We start from the raw sequence: 16,493 nt of genomic DNA on the forward strand, positions 1-16,493 counted from the left end.
CTTACTGGCTTTCAGCGCGGAATTGCGTGTGGCACGCCGAACAGAGCTGGGTAACCATGGTGAAGGCACCGTCGACAGGCATCTCGGAAATCTGTGCGGCCGTCATGGTGTTTCCCATTGCTCCAGTGCCGCCCATCATGCTGGACCCACCCCCCATCATGCCGGATCCCCCGCCCATCATGGTATCTGTCGACATGGCGCTGCTGCCTGTCGCCATCAGACCGTTGTCCGCTGCGCCTGCCAGTCCTTCGGAGACAATCCCAAGCTGTTCCGCCAGTGCTGAGAATTCCTCCCACTTGCTCCAGATCGCGTCCTTGGCCTCCGAGGGCATTCCGCCGGAACCTTCGGGAAAGAGTTCCGTCATCGAGTCACCAGCGTGACGTGAGAATGTCGCAGCTGCCCGCCGCACAACGTCCGCATCATAATCAATTTCGCCGCGCATCATGGGCGTGACGGCTTTCACAGCCTTTCCCATATCCGCCATGGCATCCATGCGGTCTTTCACGATGCCAGTCGCACCACCGTGTGCGAAAGCGGTAAGGGCGGTTGAAGTTGCGACGATCGCCGCGAGAACAGTGGTCTTTTTCATAGTTTCAATCCTTGATCGGTCGAGTTTTCGAGTGTTCTGGGATCAGGATTGGATGCGCGGTGGTGGTTTGTCTGATAGAGGTGTCCAGCTTTCGCCTGCAAGCCAGGGAAGCCAGATTTCCGACTTACCGATCTCTGCTGGGCCAGGCTGAACCGGTGTCAGAAGGAAGGCTGCGGCAGTAAAGCAATCTAGGCCTGGATGACAATGCCCAAAAGATGCTGCGACCTCGGCATGGTGGTCGAGGTCATCTTTGCCTCCGTGGTCCGCGTAGGAACTGTCCGAGTTCCCAGCGTGCCCACGAGCGCTATCCGGGAGACCCGCGAATGCGATCAGTCCGCCGAACATGACGACACAGATCAATCGGAGCAGGGATAGGCTGGGTTTTGGAAGCATCAATTGATCCCGTTTTCGCGCTGCAACTCTCGCACGTACCGCGCGATGTACTGTACATCACCACGCGTCAGTCCAGGCACCGGAGGCATGTTCCCAAACTTCCAATGATGGGCGCGAACGCCACTTTGCGCGGCCCTCTGGAACGCTTCATCCGAATGGTGGCTTGGTTCGTAAATCTTGTGCACAAGAGGTGGGGCAACCCCATTTTGACCTGCCGCATTTGCACCATGGCAAGACGCGCATTTGGCATCAAAGGCACGCTTTCCAAGTACCGCGTCTGCTGACAGTTCTTGTGGCAACCGAACATCCTCAATCGGGTCTCCCATTGCGACGTTGCTCGTGTCAGGCGGTACCATTGAGTGACCTTGCTGCACAGGTGTTGGTTGAAACGCCTGCCACCCGGCGACTGCGACACCGGCAAGCAGTGCACCGCCCACGAAAAGTCCCCATTTACTCATTGTTCTATCCTTTTGAGGTGTTCATGCGGCCTTCAGATCAATTTGACCTGAGTGCCGACAGGGACGCGGTCGTAGACCTCTTCGATCTGCTCATTGTAGAGACCGATACAGCCATTCGAAGATCGTCGGCCGATTTTGCGTGTGTCCTGAGTGCCGTGAATGCGGTAGTATTGCCAAGACAGATACAACGCTCTTGTGCCAAGGGGATTGGCCGGGTCACCACCCTTGATGATCGCCGGCCATTCGGGGTTGCGCTCTCGCATGGATGGCGTAGGAGCCCAACTTGGGTTTTCCCGCTTTTCCACAACCTCTGTATATCCACGACGGGTCAATTCGTCGGTCAACGGAACTGATGTCGGATAAATCCGCATCTCACCATCCGCTGTCCAGTGCTGAAGGACGCGTGTGGCGGTATCAGAAAGCAAGATCCCCTTGCCCAATCCGTCGAAATGGTCCTGCCATTCATGCAGAGCGAAGGACGATATGTTACGCCGCACCACCGGTTCCGGGATACTGGACGGTGTTTCCTGTGCCCACAGGATTGAAGGTGCGGTCAAAACCGATGCCACACCGCTCACCATCAGGCGTCTGTTAATTTTGCCATTGCCTGCCATGTCGCCTCTCCAATCGTATCACTGGCGTATTCGTGGGCTATTTTTTCGCCTGATCCGTCTCATTCATCAACAGTTCCGAGCCCCGAGATTTGTATCGAAATGTATCCTTGACCTTTCCTTGGGTAAGGCCTGCATATGGGGTCAGCGACCTGGAAGAGGCACCCAATGAGTCAGAAAACAGACACGAGCTCCACCGAAAGAACGCGGTCTGGCCCCAAGGCAATGCATTTCGCAATGATGGCCTGTTGCGTCATCATGATGCCGCCGATCGCAGGCTATTTTCTGGCCGGTGGCGCGCTTGGCGGGCTCGGGTCGAACTTGCTGACGTTTGCACCGCTACTGCTTTGTGTAGGGGGCCATTTTGTAATGCACAAAGTGATGGGCAAGAGCTGTCATACAAGCGACTCTCGGCGCGAAACAGAAGATCCCAACGCCGTTATCCACGACGTGGCGTCGACCGTGCCGCAGGTACGCCGAGGCTGACCGGGTGCCTGTTTCCGGCTTTGTGCGTGCCATGTTGGCTGGGTTGGTTGTGAGTGGTTGCGCCACTTCCGGCAAGCAATGCGAAAAACCAGATCGGACCAGTCTTTCTTACGGCGATGTAACTATGTTTGCGCCGGAAGGGTGCTGGTTCACCGACGAGGGGAACAGCCCAGTTCGCTCGATTGCGTGTAGCGACGGTCGCCAAGGTTTGGCAATTGCCGACGTATCTGACGTCTCGGTGGAGGCTGATGAATGAGAAATGACATCGCGGAAATCAGGATACGACGATGCTTTCAATCGTGAGGTTGCGCGCCTACTGCATGAGGTTTGTTCTATTCGTCGGCTTAGGTTTTTTGGCAACCAGCCATGCTATAGCTGCGACGTCAGATGACTTTTCCTCAACAGCCCTCACCGCCAGACTGATCACTGTGCAGGATGGTGTGCCTCCGGGTGCTGAAACGCTTTCGGCGGGTCTTGATTTGACGCTTTCGGAAGGCTGGAAAACCTATTGGCGTTCTCCTGGCGAGGTCGGCATTCCCCCACAGATCGATTGGAGCGGGTCAAGCAATGTCGCGGGGGTCGAAATGCTTTGGCCGGCCCCAGAGCGGTTCACCGCATTCGGTATCGAAAACTTCGGGTATCATGACACCGTTGTTTTTCCCCTTCGGGTCACGCTGGAACGGCCAGGTGAACCGGTTGATCTTACCGGAGCTGTAAAACTGCTGGTCTGTTCTGAGGTCTGCGTCCCACAGACCTTCGATTTGACACTGTCTCTTCCCTCGGGGTCGGATATCGACACCGTTTCCGCATCGCGCATAAGCACTTTCCTGTCTCGCGTTCCAACCGAAGGGGATCAAACCGGAGTTTCGGACGCAGTAGCGTCAATCGACGCGAAACAGACAACCCTGACGCTTGAACTGCAAAGTGCCACCGCATTTGGCACACCGGATGTTTTTGCCGAGCTTGGAGCGGGTACTGCTTTAGGCAAGCCTGACATCCGGCTTGGAGATGGGGGCCGCAGACTTTGGGCGCGCATCCCGATCCTTACCGTTCACGCCGAGCTGTACCACGACCCTGTTTTGACCGTGACAGACGGGCCTGCCCGCGCCCTGACTTTGACGCCGCAGCTGATATCGCCCCCCCCTGCCCCACCATTTAGGCTTGAACAACTGGTGCCAGGTCTGGACAAACTGGCATGGATAGCCCTGGTGGCCTTTTTGGGTGGGCTGATCTTGAATGTGATGCCCTGTGTCCTTCCGGTTCTGTCAATCAAACTGTCATCGGCAATTAAGACCCAAGCGCGTGGCGCGCGGTCCGTTCGCATTGGCTTTCTGTTCGCTGCCGCTGGCGTCATGAGTTTCATGTGGTCTCTCGCCGCTATTCTCTATGCGTTGCAGATGTCTGGCGTGGCCGTTGGTTGGGGGCTGCAGTTTCAGAACCCGGCCTTCCTGGCCTTGATGTTTCTTGTGCTCGCAGTTTTCTCCGCAAACCTGTTCGGTCTGTTCGAGCTGGCGTTGCCTTCCTCACTTCAATCTCGCTTGTCCAACGCAGGTGGCACCTCAGGACATGGGGCTGATTTCGCGACCGGTTTTTTCGGTGCGGTCATGGCAACTCCCTGTTCGGCACCGTTCCTTGGGACCGCGGTGGCATTTGCGCTTGCCGGGCGCGGTGTCGACATCATCATTGTCTTCACAGCTTTGGGGTTGGGGCTTGCATTGCCATATCTTCTTATCGCCCTTGTGCCCGGACTGGTAGCGGTTCTTCCCAAACCAGGGCGATGGATGGTTGGGTTGAAACTGCTTCTTGGAGGGCTTCTTCTTGGGACAGCAATCTGGCTTTTGTGGGTTTTGTCCAGCGTCGCAGGCCCGCTTTCGACATTCGTGGTCACAGGCCTTTCAATCGCCTTGCTTGCAGTCCTGATACGGCGCCCTTTGCCCCCTGCCTTGCGCAATCTGGCCGTTATCCTGCTTTCCGTCCTACCAATGGTTTCGGCAGAGCTTCTGGCACGTCAGGCCCCGACTGAGGTTGAGCGGCTGGGCGGGCAGATCAATTGGATTGCTTTCGAGCGTGGAGACATTGCACGCCGCGTTTCGCAAGGCGAAGTGGTTTTTGTCGATGTCACTGCGGATTGGTGCCTGACTTGTAAGGCCAACAAGGCCTTGGTTCTGGAACGTGATCCGGTTTTGTCTGCCCTGAACGGTGAAGGGGTGATCGCGATGCAAGCCGATTGGACACGCCCCGACGAACGTATTTCGCGGTATTTAGAAGCAAATAACCGCTATGGCATTCCCTTCAATGCAATCTATGGGCCGGGGGCACCGAACGGTATTGTCCTATCCGAGATCCTTTCTTCACAGGCTATTCTAGCAGCCCTGGATTCTGCCCGCGCAATTGGGATTCAATCCAGCACTCTCGAGACCGAACAATGAAGCAGTGCCGTGTGACATATGAAGCGGCTCAAAGGCAAAAAAGACTGTACCGGTTAGGAACGAAATGAACGACGTCGAAAAGCGCACGGATACCAAAACCCGCCAAACTTCGGACTTTGCAATGTTGCCACGATTGCAGACATTAGCTTGGATTCACAGGTATGTGACTGGTTTCGCGAATGATCACACGTATCCTTGTGATCTATCGTCTAAGGAACCGCCGGAAATGAGGATTGTGAAACTATGTTGACCAGACGCCACTTCATCGGTTCGACAGCCGCGCTGTTTTCCGCCCCGATTGCAAGCACCGGTTGGGCCGCGCCGACTTCTGACCGCTCAAAGTGGTCTGCATGGGACGCGCAGATTACGCCTGTGGATTATGATCCGGCAACGTCAAACCCTTGGGGGTTTCACCCGCGTTTCCTGCCCCAGCTCGTCGAGGCGAATCCCGGCCTGACACCAGGCGACATCCACGTCGATGCTGTGGCGAGATATCTGTACCATATTCGCGAAGACGGCACCGCAATGCGCTATGGGGTCGCGATTGCGCGTGGGAACCTATACGAACCCGGTACCTACACGATCAAGCGAAAAGCGAAATGGCCGACCTGGACCCCGACTGCAGCCATGATCAAACGAGACCCAGGTCTCTATGAGCGACATGCAGACGGAATGAATGGCGGCCCAACAAACCCGCTTGGGTCGCGCGCGTTGTATCTGTTTGTCGGAAATCGAGACACCTACCTCCGGATCCACGGTTCACCAAGCCCGCGATCCATTGGAGGGAGGGCCAGTTCGGGCTGCGTTCGCATGGTCATGGCGCATATCAATGGCCTATATGAACATGTATCGACGGGTTCGACCGCCTACCTTTATCCGCCTGAGGATACGGTTTCGGCACGAAGCTGAAGGGTGGATTGGCCGAACAGAACGGGACTAGCCAGTGGCCGCCTCTTCGGTGTCTGCATCTGGCAGTTGGGTGCAGATCGGCCGCCCTCTCACGGATCTCAACGGAAGGAACGTCGTTTCGACCGGGCCAACATGGCGATAGACATAGCACCCATCCGCCGGATCAATTCGCACCGCTGCAAGATCCTGGTAAGGCGCGGCAATCGCAAGCACGCCCTCGGGCAGCTCCTTGATGAACCCGTCAGAAGAGACGCGCCTGCCGCCTTCGTAGGTTTCACAAGATGCGAGCAAAAAGACTGTGCCCCCCAGCAGCCAAGTCAAGTTTCTCATTGTTAGGTCCTCTCGATAGTTCACTTAGAGTGATCAGTTTTTCTTTGGAAAACCAGTGCTTTCTGTGAGAGCAAGTGCATTTTGTGTGCCTCTGAGGGAACGCAATAACGCTCTAGGGTTTCGTGATCGATTTCGATCAATGGGATGAAACGTTCCACCTGGTTCTGAACAGCCACCGTTACGACTCGTGCGCGGTCTTTCTGGTCGCGGAGGCGCCAATGCGCTCGTCACTGCTTCAACTCGGACAGGGCCTGCTCGACAACTCGGTGGCGGGGATCACTTGGAGCGAGGTCGGAAAGCAGCGTTGAAGCCCTTTCAAAGGCTGACACCGCATTTATCTGCTCCCCCAGAACCGTATAGGCGTTCGCCAATTGCAACCACCCATTCAGATCGTCAGGGTTTTCCTCAAGCCGTTCGGCCAGTCGATTCACCATTGAACGGATGAACTCCCCACGATCTTCAGCGCTCATTTCTCCGGCTGCGGCGATGTCTTCGGCTGTTGGACCCGCTCCGCCACTGGCCATCGGGGCGTAGTCCGTCAGAGCAATTGGGTCACGTCCAAGTGTTTGTGCAATCTGGTTCGCTTGCGCGACAAAGGCCTCCATCCAGGGTGCAAAGCCGTCAGCGGTTTCCAGATGAGACAATAAGAGCGCATGGGCCGCCGGCTCTTTACCCTCCTGCGCCAATGCCATTGATTTGTAGAAAACACCGGCAGGATTGCTCGGATCCAGCGCGATTGCCCGGTCGATGGCAGTTTCTGCTCTGGGTGTAACGATACCTTGTTCAGCACTGACCAGAGCTTCGGCCAGCATCGAGAAGGTTGCCGAGGTTGCGTCATCACGAATTGTCACGGTCTCGAATGCCGCAGCGGCCCGCGCGTATTCCCCCATTCGATAATAGGTTTGCCCAAGCAGCATCCAACCTTCCGATGCTCCACCGTTTGGCTCGGATGTCAGGCGAGCGTAGAGCTTGTCCGTGAGTTCGGTGATTTTCTGCTGTTCGGCGCGCTCGGCTTGGCGATCCGCATAGGCAAGACTTGAAATCTCCGGTGATCCCATGATGGCGTAGTATCCAACGGCCACAAGCGGCACGAAGAATGCGGCAAGAAAAAGGGTGCCCCGCCCGCTTGTGTTGTCTGCGACCTGTCCAGATGTTGCGCGTCTGGCCGCGGCCAAAATACGTCGCTTGATTTCCTGCTGTGCGGCTGCGGCTTCCGAAGTCGATATCACATGTCGGTCAAGGTCACGTTGGACCTCGTCCAGCTGATCCACCAGAACTGCAGGCGTTGAATCCAATGCCGCCGACGGCACTTGTCTCTGCCAAAGCAACGGAAAGACAACAAAGCCGACCGACAATACAGTCAACAGCACCATCCATGCGAAAATCATATGTTCTCTCCTGCTTGCTGGTCATCGATGAACTGTTTGATTTCGTGTTCCTCGGCATCACTTAATGCGCGCGGATCAGGCTTTTTTCTCCTGCGCAGCAAGGTCGCTAAACCGACGCCCAGGGCCATCACCAGCATCGCCGGGGGTGCAAACCACAAGACGTAGGTTCTCGTGTTCAAAGGGGGTTTAAGCAGGACATAGTCCCCATAGCGTGCCCGGATGAAGGCCAAGGCTTCGTCGTTGCTGTCCCCGGCGACAATGCGTTCACGGACCAGCAAGCGTAGGTCCCGCGCCACTCCTGCGTTTGAACTGTCGATGTCCTGGTTCAGACACACGACGCAACGAAGCCCCTTTGACACCTCACGGGCGCGTGCCTCCAACACTGGGTCATCCAGCATCTCGTCAGGCTCGACGGCCAGCGCAGCCATCGGTATGGCCATTGCAAAGAGAAGAACAAAAAGTCTCAGCATCACAGATCCTCTCTGAGCAATGCGCCTGCCTGCACAAGGGCTTCGCGAAATTTTCCGACCGCAACCTCTCCCACGACCGGGCCGACATGCCGGTAGAGCACAGTGCCATCAGAGCTGACGATGAACGTCTCCGGCACACCGGAAATCCCCCACTCGATCCCTGCACGCCCCGAAATGTCAGAGCCAATTCGCGCGTAAGGGTTTCCGAGCTCGGTCAACCACCTTGCGGCGTCCTCAGGCTCGTCTTTGTAGTTGATGCCAAAAAGGCGGATGCCGTCCCGCTCGGCCAGGCTGGTCAGCACCGCATGTTCTGCGCGGCATGGCACACACCAAGATGCGAAAACATTCAAGATAACAGCTGTTTCAGTGCCAACCAGGTTCGAGCGCGACAAGCCAGGCGTTTCCACGCCCACAACCGGTTCTAAATCAAAATCCGGCGCAGGTTGTGCGATCAACACGGACGGGACTTCGTTCGGATCCCGATCCGGGTTCAGACCCCAAAGGAAAAAGCCGCCAAAAACGACCGCAACCAGTAGTGGGAGGAATGCCAGTATTCGTTTCATGACTATTCCGCCGGAGTTGAGAGCGCGGAGGTCGCGCGTGTGCGTTTTGGTGCGCCAACCCGAAGCCGCCGATCTGATAGGGACAATGCGCCCCCCAGGATTAGAAATGTGCTTCCCAACCAGATGAAATTGACGAAAGGTTCATACAGAATGCGCAGGGTCCAGGCGCCACTCAGCTCCGCGTCTTCTGACGCCGGTTCGGCGATCGAAGCGTAGAGGTCCCCTGCAAGGGTGGAGCGAATTGCGCTTTCCGTTGTTGAGCTTTCAGCAATCGGATAATACCGCCTCTCAGGGAATAGTGTTGTAATGCTCTCCCCGTTTCGCGTGACATCCAGCGTGCCGCGGTCTGCAAAGTAGTTTGGACCACGTACGCGCTCAACGCCTTCAAAGGTCACTTCGAACCCGGCAATCTCGATTGTTGATCCAGGTGCCACAAACACAACCTCTTCAACCTTCCAGGCGCTGGAGCCGATAAAGCCGAACATTGCAACCGCAAGCCCTGCATGGGCCATTGTCATTCCGTGTGACGCACGTGGCAGGTTTCGGGCCCGGCGCAGTGCTTCGGAAAAGGGTACATCGAACAACCGGATGCGCATTGCCCATTCCCGTAGTGTTGCGAGCAAAAGCCAGGTGGCCAACAAGATCGACAGATGCGCTAGAAGCGGCCCTCCTTCCTGAAGATACCAAAGCACCAGAGTTGCGATGATCGACGCCAGAGCGACAAACCACACGCGTTGCAAAACGCCTGCCAAGTCGGCGCGCTTCCAACTCAGGAAAGGGCCCACCCCCATGAAAAGCACGAGAGGCAGCATCATGGGGATAAAGGTTGCGTTGAAGAAGGGCGCACCGACTGAAATTTTTTCCCCGGTGACGGCTTCAAGAAACAACGGGTAGAGCGTGCCGAACAGCACTGTTCCTGTCGCCGCGCCAAGGATCAAGTTGTTTACCAGCAAACCGGCTTCGCGGCTGATCGGCTTGAAAATCCCGCCAGCTTCCATCATTGGCGCGCGCCATGCGTAGAGCGCCAGTGAACCGCCGATAGACAGGGCAAGCAGAAACAGAATGTACAGTCCACGCTCCGGATCAACGGCAAAGGCATGGACCGAGGTCAAAAGCCCAGAGCGGACCACGAAGGTCCCCAACAAAGAAAGAGAGAATGTCAGGATCGCAAGCAAGATCGTCCAGCTTTTGAACGCATCGCGTTTTTCGGTAACGATCGCAGAATGAAGCAGCGCAGTGCCAAGCAGCCAGGGCATGAAACTGACATTTTCGACCGGGTCCCAGAACCACCAGCCGCCCCAGCCGAGTTCGTAATATGCCCACCACGAACCAAGCACGATACCGGCCGTCAAGCTCATCCAGGCCGCGAGGGTCCATGGGCGAACCCATCGAGCCCAAGCCGCATCGACCCGTCCCTCCAGCAAGGCTGCAACCGCGAAGGAAAAGACGATCGAGAATCCGACATAGCCCAGGTAGAGGAACGGCGGGTGCAAAGCGAGACCCACGTCCTGCAAGAGCGGATTCAGATCCTTGCCGTCTGCAGGCGGCGGAAACACACGCGTGAACGGGTTTGAGGTGAAAAGCATGAAGGACAAGAAACCGGTGCTGATCCACGCCTGCACAGCGAGAGTACGGGCTTTCAAAGGATCAGGTATATTGGAGCCAAACAAGGAAACGCCTGCGCCGAACAGGGTCAGGATCAACACCCAGAGCAAAAGAGACCCCTCGTGGCTGCCCCAGGTTCCGGCAATCTTGTAGAGCATGGGTTTCAGCGAATGAGAATTCGATGCCACGTTGACCACGGTAAAATCGCTAATGATGAAACTGCGCATCAGGGCGCCGAATGCAAGCCCGACCAATAAGAGCTGTCCAATCGAGGTCGCGCGTGCAGACTGCATCCAGAGCAGCTTTCCACGACTAGCCCCGATCAAGGGGACTACGCTTTGGATCAACGCCAGCGCAAAAGCGAGTGCCAGGGCAAAGTGGCCGATTTCGGGTGTCATGATGCAGTCCTGATGATGCGGGGAAGTAGGGTGCTCCCACCCCCTGAAGGGTGAGAGCTATCCGGTGAAGTCAGTCTTCGAGTGCAGCTTTGCGCTTGCGGAACTCGTCTTCGTCCAGTTCCCCCTTTGCAAAGCGGGATTTGAGGATGTCCATTGCATCCGAAGAGGCACCTCCACCGGGGCGGTCACCGGCGAACCAACGCACCGCCATCACGATCAGGACGATGATCACGCCCCAAAAAGCCAACATCATGAGCCCACCAAACATTCCGTATCCTCCTCCCCAAGTCATGTGGCCAAACCCCCGACCCCAATCATCTGCGCCATCCGCGTGGGCGATGTTCGCGGCAAACAAAGCCGCAAGGGTTGATAAACTGAGTTTCATGGTCATGCTGACCTCCTTTCATTGACTAGTCGTTCGCAAAAGGGATCGCGATCGTCGCCCGCAGCCCCCCCTCATCTCGGTTGGAAAGTGAAATATCGCCGCCGTGGGCGCGAAAGATCGTCCTGGCGATGGACAAGCCCAGCCCGTACCCCCCTGTCTCCAGGGACCTAGATTGCTCAAGGCGAAAAAACGGGTCAAAGACGCGTTCCAATTCCGGGGCAGGAATGCCGGGGCCATCATCATCTACAGTTATGATGAACTCGTCGGTTCGACCCCTATGGGAAACGCGAGTCGCACCACCATAACGATCAGCATTTTCGATGACATTGCGTAGAGCGCGTCTCAGGGCATGAGGGCGAATCCGTGCCTTGACAGAAGGCCCCACCTCCAGAACGAAAGGTGTCATCATGTCCGATTTCAGGGCTTCAAGGAACTCGCCGATGTTTACATTCTCGGGCTCCTCAGATCCGGCAAGCCCGCGGGCAAAAGTCAGTGTGGCTTCTACCATGGACTGCATTTCTTCAACGGAGGCCACAAGGCTGTCGCGGGTTTCATCGTCATCAACCATTTCGGCCCGCACCCGCATGGCCGTAAGCGGGGATCGAAGATCATGTCCCAGGGCGGCCAACAGCCGGGTTCGATCCGCCACGAACCGGGTCAGGCGATCCTGCATGCGGTTGAAAGTCGAGGTCAGGTCACGCACTTCGGTCGGTCCAACCATCGGCAAGTCCGCAATGTCTTCGCCCCGTCCCAGCCGATCTGCCGCCCCAACGAGTCGCCGCAATGGACCAGTCAACCGGGTCATCAGGAACCAAAAGACCACGACCAAGATCACTGCCGCAGACAGCGCAAAGGTTAACATCGAATAGACAGGCCACTGGATTGGCGGCCGTTCGAAACGGGTTCCAACATTCAGCCACTGTCCACCCGCGATCGCAATGGACAAGTTCATCTCGACCGCCGACAGCTCGCCGCGCATCATCGCCATATGCATCTCGGCCATTTCCTGCGAAAGGTGCGGGAGCGGGAGTATCTGCCCTTCAATTTCGTGTAGTTCGACCCGGATGTCGCGACTATAGCCATCATCCAGGAGCGCGCGGATGCGCCCCTCGACCAAGCCACCATCCGAATGGTCGGTGTGTTGCACGATCGGCTCCTTTGCCAGGTCAAAACGCACAAGGGGCGAATTGGCGGCACGTAAGATCGACATGCGTAATTCTTCCGGAGCTTCTTCGATCAGACGCGCTACATTGGCGGAGCGTCCGGCAGCCTCAAATCCAAGTGCTGCCCGAACTGCCAGGCTACGTTCATCGGCGAAAAGCCATAAGCTGATAAGCTGGGCGCCGGTCAATGCCGCTACCACCAACAAAGCCAGTTGAACCCGTAGGGTGTGAAAGGGTCCCAATGTCATTCCGTCACCTCTACATCGACTGAGAGGCAATACCCGCCATTGCGTATCGTCTTGATGATTTTTGGTCGCAGGATGTCGGGCTCTATCTTGCGACGAAGTCGGCTGATTTGGTTGTCAATCGTGCGGTCCAAAGGACCGGCTGCCCGGCCTGCTGCCAGATCCAATAGCTGGTCGCGGCTGAGGATCACCCGAGGACGCTCAAGGAGCACCAGCAGCAGCTTGAAATCTGCACTTGTCAGCGCAGTTTCGTCACTGTCGCCTCCCAGCAGAACCTGACGGTCGACATCCAAGGCAAGATGCGCAAATCGCACGGTCTTACCAGCCAGGTCACCCGCCATGGTTTCAGCCTGCGGTGCGCGACGTAACACCGCCTTGATCCGTGCCAGCAACTCGCGCGGGTTAAACGGCTTCGCGATATAATCATCAGCGCCAATCTCCAATCCCACGATGCGATCGGTTTCCTCGCCCAATGCAGTCAGCATTATTATCGGAATGCTCTTGTCAGCAGCGAGGCGCTGGCAGACCGATAGCCCACTTTCACCCGGCATCATCACGTCTAAAACCATCAAATCGAAATGCCCTTTGGCCAGCTTCGCATCCATATCCTGTGCATCTTTGGCGGATGTAGCTCGCAAGCCGTTTTTCTCAAGAAAGCGGGTCACGCTGTCACGGATCTGCTGGTGATCGTCAACGACGAGGATATTCGGTGGGTTCGACATGTTCTCTTTCTAAGTCATCAATGGAGGGGTGGTCAGACCCATTTTTGTCACCGATTGTATCAACAGCCGGGCATTGCGACAGACGGTTACAATCCGGATGATGCACACCCTTCTATTTCGAATTCTTATGCCGATGTGAATGAGGCAAAGAAACGAAAAGAGAGGCTACGATGTCCAAGATAACAAATACCACACTCGCCATCACCCTGATCGTCACCACGACAGGCGCCGCGCTTGCCGATGCAGGTCACCACAGTGGTGGTAAAGCCGGGTCGGAGAAGGCCGCGACCCAGAGCCCTGGGGCAATGGGGGGAGGCGCGGGACAAATGGGCATGATGGGCGGCAGCCATCACGACATGATGCAAGGCATGATGAAAATGATGATGCAGATGCACGGCGGGATGATGGGCGGAGGCATGGGTGCCGCTGGACCGATGGGTCTGATGGATCAGGACATGATGTCCCTCATGCGTGGGTCGATGATGGGTCAATTTGATGCTGACGCGGATGGCGATGGCGCCATATCCGGGGATGAAGCACATGGTCAACTGCAGGCGATGCACGCTGACGCTGACACAGACGGGGATGGGGTGCTGACCTTGGAGGAATTCGAAGTTCTGCACGGTGAAATGATCCGGGCGATGATGGTTGATCGGTTCCAGCACCTGGACACAGACGGAGATGGCATGGTGACAACTGGAGAAATGACGGCGCCGGCTGACCGCATGAACATGCGCCCCTCGGCCGAACAGATGATGGGTGACGAAATGGTCACTCAGGACAACTGAGCCGCTCAATTGGGTGACGCCATTAGGGTGCATCCAACGCCCCGGCTGACATCACAGATCCCCAGGGTCGGTCGGGGCATTTTTTCAAAAGGAGAAATACGATGACATACACGTTCAACCGGCTGCTGTCTGGTGTGACCATTGATGATGCAGACATGCGGGTGCGTGATGCTCTCGGCGAGCAAGGGTTCGGCGTTCTGACCGAAATCGACGTCAAAGCCACGATGAAAAAGAAGATCGACGTGGATATGGACGGCTACCGCATCCTGGGCGCGTGCAACCCCAACATGGCCCACCAGGCCATCGGATTGGAGCCGCGTATAGGGGCGATGCTGCCTTGCAACGTCATTCTGCGTCAAGTGGACGGCGGCACCGAAGTCAGCTCAATCGACCCGGTCGCATCCATGGCGGCCGTTGAAAACAGCGGTTTGCACGCTGTGGCTGGCGAAGTTCGCGACATGCTGCGCACGGCGATTGAAGCCGCGTGAATCCGTTTGAAGGGAGCAGAAGATGTTACTGACCCGTCGTCACACCGTGACCCTCCTGGCATTCTTGCCGGTTCAAGCGCTCGCGACCACCGCCGTGGCCCAGGGCCGCGATGTCTGGACTGCAGCCGAAGCGCTCGAGGCCCTGTTACAGGACCGAATTCGGATGCTTGATATCCGCTCGTCAGAGGAATGGCAGGAGACTGGTGTTGCTCAAGGTGCTTGGCCTGTGAGCCTGCATGATGAACGTTTCCCGGAGCGTTTGTTTGCTGCGCGAGACCTGGCCGAAACCCGCGCTGTCGCCTTGATTTGCGCGACAGGTGGCCGGTCCGGCGCCGTGATGACCAACCTGCGCAAGTCCGGGTATGACAGTTTTATCGATGTGTCAGAAGGCATGCTTGGGTCACGCCAGGGCCCCGGTTGGATCAAGGCTGGTCTGCCCATCGTCACCGCTCAAGAGGCAATCTCAGCATTGCCATCCACCCTCAAGCTGTGACCGGAGGGTGGATGCATGAGACGTCGAACTTTCCTTGGGGGCCTTTCTGCCAGCGCTTTGGCTGCGGGGACTGCGTCCTTGTCCTTTGGCCAAGTGGCAGCAAAGCGGTTGACCATGCCTCCGCTCCTGGACGCCACATCTTCAGGGCAAGTTCGATTGGAGGCGCAAAAGGGGCGAACCGCATTTGTCGGTTCGTCCCGCGCCGACACTTGGGGGTTCAACCAGCCCTTCCTGGGCCCGACATTGCGGATGTCGACCGGGCGTGCAACCCAAGTTGATGTCCTCAATTCGCTCGACGAAGAGATTTCGGTGCATTGGCACGGGCTTCTTGTGCCAGGCACGGTCGATGGCGGCCCTCATCAGACAGTTGAACCGGCAACAACTTGGTCACCCGAACTCGAGTTAACACAGCCAGCGGCGACGGCTTGGTATCATTCCCACATCCACGGCGCTACTGCCCGTCAGGTTCAAATGGGTTTGGCAGGTGTGCTTCATATTGACGACGGCCAGGATGATGCGCGTGGGCTGCCCTCTCAATATGGTGTCGATGATCTGACCTTGGTTTTGCAGGATCGGCGGTTTTCCCGGCGGGGAGAGATTGATCTTTCTCTCACCATGCCTGACCGCATGATGGGGTTTCTTGGCGATACGATCCTGGTCAATGGCCAGGTTGGGACCATGGCTGTTGTACCCAAAGGGCTGGTCCGTCTTCGTCTTCTGAACGGGTCAAACGCGCGTATCTATACGCTTGCATTATCGGATGGGCGACCCATGCATCTTGTCGCCACGGACAGCGGTTACCTGGACAAGCCGACCCGATTGTCGAAGCTGCGTCTCTCCCCCGGTGAGCGTTTCGAGGTGCTGGTTGATTTTTCAGATGCACGCGATGTCACGCTGACGTCTGAACACAACCCCAATACCGGGATGATGGGTGGCATGATGGGAGGTCGGCGCCAGCAAAGCGGCCGTTTTTCCGTGTTGCCGTTTACTGTCGATCCCACCCTTCCCACGCGTATCACAAGACAGCCCGACGACCTCGGTGGCAGCCGCCCAAACGGTGATGCCGCAAACGCGATCTGGCGGCGTCTTTCGTTGGATATGCCTATGGGAATGGGAATGATGCTTGGCCGTTCCGACCGGCGCTTCTCTATAAACGGAGATGCGTTTGCGATGGACCGGATCAATTTCCGTGTGACCCAAGGGACCATTGAGCGATGGACGGTGAACGCGGATATGATGATGCACCCGTTTCATGTGCATGGCGTCAAGTTTCAGGTCTTGTCAGAAAACGGCCGTGCACCGCAACGTCAGAATACAGGTTGGAAAGACACTGTTCTGGTCAATGGTTCGGTCGATCTGTTGATCCGCTTCGACCAGCCTGCCCCGGCCAATGCCCCCTTCATGTACCACTGCCATATCCTCGAACATGAAGACGGCGGGATGATGGGCCAGTTCACTGTCGGCTGAGTGGGCCAACGTTGAGCCGCGTCCAATGTATTTAATCGGGATGCTTGAGATGCCAGAAAGGAGATCGACAATATCAATCGTGCCCGCTGTCGCCTTGCTAAGCGCCTTGGGGC

At 56.9% G+C, this 16,493-nt stretch carries 18 protein-coding genes; 7 read left to right on the forward strand and 11 right to left on the reverse strand.

The window, feature by feature from the left end:
• Nucleotide 1: 1 nt before the first annotated feature.
• The 3 genes from MN188_RS16725 to MN188_RS16735 form a co-directional block, all read right to left on the reverse strand.
• A complete protein-coding gene (locus tag MN188_RS16725) occupies nucleotides 2-589 on the reverse strand; it encodes a c-type cytochrome (protein WP_242110441.1) in 588 nt (195 codons plus the stop codon).
• Nucleotides 590-981: 392 nt separating this feature from the next.
• Entirely contained in the window at nucleotides 982-1,440 is a 459-nt protein-coding gene (locus MN188_RS16730; protein ID WP_242110442.1) for a c-type cytochrome, read from the reverse strand.
• 32 nt (nucleotides 1,441-1,472) lie between these two features.
• Nucleotides 1,473-2,054, reverse strand: a complete 582-nt coding sequence (locus MN188_RS16735) for a L,D-transpeptidase (protein ID WP_242110443.1) — start codon at nucleotides 2,052-2,054, stop codon at nucleotides 1,473-1,475.
• A gap of 258 nt (nucleotides 2,055-2,312) precedes the next feature.
• On the opposite strand from MN188_RS16735, the gene MN188_RS16740 reads away from it, so the two are divergent.
• The 3 genes from MN188_RS16740 to MN188_RS16750 all read left to right on the forward strand — a co-directional run bounded on the left by MN188_RS16740 (nucleotide 2,313) and on the right by MN188_RS16750 (nucleotide 5,875).
• Nucleotides 2,313-2,537 carry a DUF2933 domain-containing protein gene (locus MN188_RS16740; RefSeq protein WP_242110474.1) on the forward strand — a complete coding sequence of 75 codons (225 nt, stop codon included), beginning with the start codon at nucleotides 2,313-2,315 and terminating at the stop codon, nucleotides 2,535-2,537.
• Nucleotides 2,538-2,824: 287 nt separating this feature from the next.
• Entirely contained in the window at nucleotides 2,825-4,966 is a 2,142-nt protein-coding gene (locus tag MN188_RS16745; protein WP_242110444.1) for a protein-disulfide reductase DsbD family protein, read from the forward strand.
• Between the two features lie 243 nt (nucleotides 4,967-5,209).
• A complete protein-coding gene (locus MN188_RS16750; protein WP_242110445.1) occupies nucleotides 5,210-5,875 on the forward strand; it encodes a L,D-transpeptidase in 666 nt (221 codons plus the stop codon).
• 27 nt (nucleotides 5,876-5,902) lie between these two features.
• Here MN188_RS16750 and MN188_RS16755 read toward each other — a convergent pair whose 3' ends face one another.
• The 8 genes from MN188_RS16755 to MN188_RS16790 all read right to left on the reverse strand — a co-directional run bounded on the left by MN188_RS16755 (nucleotide 5,903) and on the right by MN188_RS16790 (nucleotide 13,144).
• Nucleotides 5,903-6,205, reverse strand: a complete 303-nt coding sequence (locus MN188_RS16755) for a hypothetical protein (RefSeq protein WP_242110446.1) — start codon at nucleotides 6,203-6,205, stop codon at nucleotides 5,903-5,905.
• Between the two features lie 227 nt (nucleotides 6,206-6,432).
• Nucleotides 6,433-7,593: a c-type cytochrome biogenesis protein CcmI gene (gene ccmI, locus MN188_RS16760; protein ID WP_242110447.1), complete on the reverse strand. Its 1,161-nt coding sequence runs from the start codon at nucleotides 7,591-7,593 to the stop codon at nucleotides 6,433-6,435.
• Nucleotides 7,590-8,063, reverse strand: a complete 474-nt coding sequence (locus MN188_RS16765) for a cytochrome c-type biogenesis protein (protein ID WP_242110448.1) — start codon at nucleotides 8,061-8,063, stop codon at nucleotides 7,590-7,592. Before MN188_RS16765 ends, ccmI begins: the two co-directional genes overlap by 4 nt.
• A complete protein-coding gene (locus MN188_RS16770) occupies nucleotides 8,063-8,626 on the reverse strand; it encodes a DsbE family thiol:disulfide interchange protein (protein ID WP_242110449.1) in 564 nt (187 codons plus the stop codon). The genes MN188_RS16765 and MN188_RS16770 overlap by 1 nt, the downstream gene beginning before the upstream one ends.
• A 2-nt stretch (nucleotides 8,627-8,628) precedes the next feature.
• Nucleotides 8,629-10,629: a heme lyase CcmF/NrfE family subunit gene (locus tag MN188_RS16775; RefSeq protein ID WP_242110450.1), complete on the reverse strand. Its 2,001-nt coding sequence runs from the start codon at nucleotides 10,627-10,629 to the stop codon at nucleotides 8,629-8,631.
• Between the two features lie 70 nt (nucleotides 10,630-10,699).
• Nucleotides 10,700-11,020, reverse strand: coding sequence for an SHOCT domain-containing protein (locus MN188_RS16780; protein ID WP_242110451.1), 321 nt, complete (start codon nucleotides 11,018-11,020; stop codon nucleotides 10,700-10,702).
• A gap of 19 nt (nucleotides 11,021-11,039) precedes the next feature.
• Entirely contained in the window at nucleotides 11,040-12,425 is a 1,386-nt protein-coding gene (locus MN188_RS16785) for an ATP-binding protein (protein ID WP_242110452.1), read from the reverse strand.
• Nucleotides 12,422-13,144: a response regulator gene (locus tag MN188_RS16790; protein WP_242110454.1), complete on the reverse strand. Its 723-nt coding sequence runs from the start codon at nucleotides 13,142-13,144 to the stop codon at nucleotides 12,422-12,424. The genes MN188_RS16785 and MN188_RS16790 overlap by 4 nt, the downstream gene beginning before the upstream one ends.
• A 170-nt stretch (nucleotides 13,145-13,314) precedes the next feature.
• On the opposite strand from MN188_RS16790, the gene MN188_RS16795 reads away from it, so the two are divergent.
• The 4 genes from MN188_RS16795 to MN188_RS16810 all read left to right on the forward strand — a co-directional run bounded on the left by MN188_RS16795 (nucleotide 13,315) and on the right by MN188_RS16810 (nucleotide 16,380).
• A complete protein-coding gene (locus tag MN188_RS16795; RefSeq protein ID WP_242110455.1) occupies nucleotides 13,315-13,932 on the forward strand; it encodes an EF-hand domain-containing protein in 618 nt (205 codons plus the stop codon).
• 101 nt (nucleotides 13,933-14,033) lie between these two features.
• On the forward strand, nucleotides 14,034-14,420 hold the full coding sequence (locus tag MN188_RS16800) for a DUF302 domain-containing protein (RefSeq protein ID WP_242110456.1): 387 nt from the start codon (nucleotides 14,034-14,036) through the stop codon (nucleotides 14,418-14,420).
• A 22-nt stretch (nucleotides 14,421-14,442) separates the two neighbouring features.
• Entirely contained in the window at nucleotides 14,443-14,913 is a 471-nt protein-coding gene (locus MN188_RS16805) for a rhodanese-like domain-containing protein (protein ID WP_143037449.1), read from the forward strand.
• Nucleotides 14,914-15,027: 114 nt separating this feature from the next.
• The gene (locus MN188_RS16810; protein WP_242110457.1) at nucleotides 15,028-16,380 is read left to right on the forward strand and encodes a multicopper oxidase domain-containing protein; all 1,353 of its coding nucleotides are present in this window, start codon (nucleotides 15,028-15,030) and stop codon (nucleotides 16,378-16,380) included.
• The last annotated feature ends 113 nt before the right edge of the window (nucleotides 16,381-16,493 follow it).

Origin of the sequence: Aliiroseovarius subalbicans (assembly GCF_022678625.1) — a bacterium.
Lineage (GTDB): Bacteria > Pseudomonadota > Alphaproteobacteria > Rhodobacterales > Rhodobacteraceae > Aliiroseovarius_A > Aliiroseovarius_A subalbicans.

Bases quoted from the DNA above. Each gene is read 5' to 3' on its own strand.
- MN188_RS16725 (WP_242110441.1), bottom strand. From the start codon at position 589: ATGAAAAAGACCACTGTTCTCGCGGCGATCGTCGCAACTTCAACCGCC.
- MN188_RS16730 (WP_242110442.1), bottom strand. From the start codon at position 1,440: ATGAGTAAATGGGGACTTTTCGTGGGCGGTGCACTGCTTGCCGGTGTC.
- MN188_RS16735 (WP_242110443.1), bottom strand. From the start codon at position 2,054: ATGGCAGGCAATGGCAAAATTAACAGACGCCTGATGGTGAGCGGTGTG.
- MN188_RS16740 (WP_242110474.1), top strand. From the start codon at position 2,313: ATGCCGCCGATCGCAGGCTATTTTCTGGCCGGTGGCGCGCTTGGCGGG.
- MN188_RS16745 (WP_242110444.1), top strand. From the start codon at position 2,825: ATGCTTTCAATCGTGAGGTTGCGCGCCTACTGCATGAGGTTTGTTCTA.
- MN188_RS16750 (WP_242110445.1), top strand. From the start codon at position 5,210: ATGTTGACCAGACGCCACTTCATCGGTTCGACAGCCGCGCTGTTTTCC.
- MN188_RS16755 (WP_242110446.1), bottom strand. From the start codon at position 6,205: ATGAGAAACTTGACTTGGCTGCTGGGGGGCACAGTCTTTTTGCTCGCA.
- ccmI (WP_242110447.1), bottom strand. From the start codon at position 7,593: ATGATTTTCGCATGGATGGTGCTGTTGACTGTATTGTCGGTCGGCTTT.
- MN188_RS16765 (WP_242110448.1), bottom strand. From the start codon at position 8,063: ATGCTGAGACTTTTTGTTCTTCTCTTTGCAATGGCCATACCGATGGCT.
- MN188_RS16770 (WP_242110449.1), bottom strand. From the start codon at position 8,626: ATGAAACGAATACTGGCATTCCTCCCACTACTGGTTGCGGTCGTTTTT.
- MN188_RS16775 (WP_242110450.1), bottom strand. From the start codon at position 10,629: ATGACACCCGAAATCGGCCACTTTGCCCTGGCACTCGCTTTTGCGCTG.
- MN188_RS16780 (WP_242110451.1), bottom strand. From the start codon at position 11,020: ATGACCATGAAACTCAGTTTATCAACCCTTGCGGCTTTGTTTGCCGCG.
- MN188_RS16785 (WP_242110452.1), bottom strand. From the start codon at position 12,425: ATGACATTGGGACCCTTTCACACCCTACGGGTTCAACTGGCTTTGTTG.
- MN188_RS16790 (WP_242110454.1), bottom strand. From the start codon at position 13,144: ATGTCGAACCCACCGAATATCCTCGTCGTTGACGATCACCAGCAGATC.
- MN188_RS16795 (WP_242110455.1), top strand. From the start codon at position 13,315: ATGTCCAAGATAACAAATACCACACTCGCCATCACCCTGATCGTCACC.
- MN188_RS16800 (WP_242110456.1), top strand. From the start codon at position 14,034: ATGACATACACGTTCAACCGGCTGCTGTCTGGTGTGACCATTGATGAT.
- MN188_RS16805 (WP_143037449.1), top strand. From the start codon at position 14,443: ATGTTACTGACCCGTCGTCACACCGTGACCCTCCTGGCATTCTTGCCG.
- MN188_RS16810 (WP_242110457.1), top strand. From the start codon at position 15,028: ATGCCTCCGCTCCTGGACGCCACATCTTCAGGGCAAGTTCGATTGGAG.